2 protein-coding genes are annotated in these 2,639 nt (G+C 47.9%); both read left to right on the plus strand.

Annotation, left to right across the window (positions count from 1 at the left end):
* Nucleotides 1-318: 318 nt before the first annotated feature.
* Nucleotides 319-1,338 (plus strand): L-threonylcarbamoyladenylate synthase, encoded by a 1,020-nt coding sequence (locus KGF70_RS16700; RefSeq protein ID WP_216769027.1) that lies wholly within the window; start codon nt 319-321, stop codon nt 1,336-1,338.
* 58 nt (nt 1,339-1,396) lie between these two features.
* Entirely contained in the window at nt 1,397-2,635 is a 1,239-nt protein-coding gene (gene glyA / locus KGF70_RS16705) for a serine hydroxymethyltransferase (protein WP_088771025.1), read from the plus strand.
* Nucleotides 2,636-2,639: the final 4 nt, after the last annotated feature.

The following is a 2,639-nucleotide window of genomic DNA, read 5'->3' on the forward strand; positions in this document are numbered from 1 at the left end:
TAGAGATGATTAAAACGTACCGATTTTTAAGGCCAAAAGCCGCCAGCTGAGACCCGCTGGAAATAGTGCCAGTTAGCGTAAACATGCTCTTGTTGAGACGTCCTAGTCCGGCCTCCAGGCATTCTGGGCAATGGCCGGAACGTGGTGGACACAGATTTAAGCCGACCCCAGAAGTCGGATTAGGACGCTCATCGGCTGACGAACAGCAATCCAAAATAGCACGTTTTAATCACGATTCAAGACAAATTAGCACTAATAATGCATATTAAATTGTTAATCACAAATTATAAATACAATAAAGTAGAGGAATCAGTAATTATGGAAACCAAAGTATTTAAGCCGGATGAAATTCCAGCTGCCGCGGCGTTGTTAGCTGCGGGTGAACTAGTGGCTTTCCCGACCGAGACCGTGTATGGCTTAGGTGCGGATGCCACGAATGTCGATGCAGTGAAACAAGTTTATCGCGCGAAGGGACGTCCGAGTGATAATCCGCTGATCGTCCACGTTGCCGACGTAGCGACAGTTGAACGGTTTGCCATGCCACTATCAGAGGTAGCCAAGAAGTTGATCAAAGCCTTTTGGCCCGGGCCATTAACGATGATTTTTAAGTTAAAACCAAATGCACTTGCCACTGAGGTGACCGGTGGCTTAGAGACCGCAGCATTTCGCAATCCGGATAACGCTGCGACCTTGGCATTGATTCGGGCAGCTAAGACACCAATCGTGGGGCCGTCTGCGAATACGTCGGGTAAACCAAGTCCGACCTTGGCTGAGCACGTTTATCACGATTTGAACGGTAAGATTGCCGGTATTCTGGATGATGGCCCAACTAAGGTCGGGGTGGAATCAACCGTCTTGGATCTGTCGACTGATCAGCCGGCGATTTTGCGGCCCGGCGCCATTACGCCAGAAGCAATCGAAGCCGTGATTGGCATGCCTGTTCAGACAGAAGCACATCACGTCGGGGCCACCGAAGTTCCTAAGGCACCGGGGATGAAATACAAGCACTATGCGCCGAATGCACAGGTTTATATCGTTGATCGTTCGGAAGATTGGCCACAAGCTTTAGCCTGGGCAGCGCAACAAGACGTCCCGATGGGGGTCATGGCGACAGATGCCATTCTGAATCAAAATCAAATCCCGTCAAATTGCGAACAATTTTCGCTTGGGACTGATATTCAATCGGCAAGTCAGCGCTTGTTTGCCGGCTTACGACACTTTGATACGGAAACGGAAATTAAGGATATTCTCTGCCAAGCCTTTGAAAATAAAGGGTTAGGGCTAGCTTACATGAATCGCTTAAATAAATCTGCCGGACAGACTCATTTTAGTGTATAATAATTGCAAGTCGGGAAAACCCGAAAGTTGTCACTTGTGAAATGGAGGAGATTTATTCATGAATTACCAAGAACAAGATCCAGAAGTATGGGCTGCGATTAGTAAGGAACAGGCACGGCAACAGCACAACATTGAGTTGATTGCTTCCGAAAACATTGTCTCGAAAGGTGTTCGAGCAGCACAGGGGAGTGTGCTGACTAATAAATACTCCGAAGGTTATCCAGGTCACCGTTTTTACGGCGGTAACGAATATATTGACCAAGTTGAAACCTTAGCGATTGAACGTGCTAAGAAATTATTTGGCGCGGAATACGCTAACGTTCAACCTCACTCAGGTTCACAAGCGAATGCGGCAGCGTACATGGCATTAATTCAACCGGGCGACCGGGTTATGGGGATGTCATTAGACGCCGGGGGCCATTTGACACACGGCTCGAGTGTTAACTTTTCTGGTAAGCTCTATGATTTCCAAGGATACGGGTTAGATCCTGAGACCGAAGAGCTGAACTATGATGCCATCTTGGCACAAGCGCAAGAATTCCAACCAAAATTAATCGTTGCGGGGGCTTCGGCTTATAGTCGGTTAATTGATTTTAAGAAGTTCCGTGAAATTGCGGATGCCGTTGGTGCACTCTTGATGGTCGACATGGCCCACATTGCTGGTTTAGTGGCAGCCGGATTGCATCCAAATCCAGTCCCTTACGCCGACGTGGTCACGACGACGACACACAAGACGTTACGTGGTCCTCGTGGTGGGATGATCCTCGCAAAGGAAAAATACGGTAAGAAGATCAATTCAGCCGTTTTCCCTGGCAATCAGGGTGGCCCGTTAGACCACGTGATTGCTGGTAAGGCGATTGCTCTGGGCGAAGACTTACAACCAGAATTTAAAGTCTATGCACAACACATTATTGATAATGCGAAAGCGATGGCGAAGGTCTTTACTGAATCTGACTTAGTTCGGGTCATCTCTGGTGGGACGGACAACCATTTAATGACGATCGACGTCACAAAGTCGGGATTAAATGGTCGGCAAGTCCAAGATTTACTCGATACGGTCTACATCACCGTCAACAAGGAAGCTATTCCAAACGAAACTTTAGGGGCCTTCAAGACGTCTGGGATTCGTTTAGGAACGCCAGCGATTACGACACGCGGATTTGATGAAGCGGATGCCGCCAAGGTTGCTGAATTAATCTTGCAAGCGTTACAAGCGCCGACAGACCAAGCAAACTTGGATGACGTTAAGCAACAAGCCATGGCATTAACAGCCAAACATCCAATTGATGTTGATTAAGTAA

Source organism: Lactiplantibacillus sp. 7.2.4 (assembly GCF_018991185.1).
In the GTDB taxonomy this organism is placed as follows: domain Bacteria; phylum Bacillota; class Bacilli; order Lactobacillales; family Lactobacillaceae; genus Lactiplantibacillus; species Lactiplantibacillus pentosus.

Bases quoted from the DNA above. Each gene is read 5' to 3' on its own strand.
- KGF70_RS16700 (WP_216769027.1), top strand. From the start codon at position 319: ATGGAAACCAAAGTATTTAAGCCGGATGAAATTCCAGCTGCCGCGGCG.
- glyA (WP_088771025.1), top strand. From the start codon at position 1,397: ATGAATTACCAAGAACAAGATCCAGAAGTATGGGCTGCGATTAGTAAG.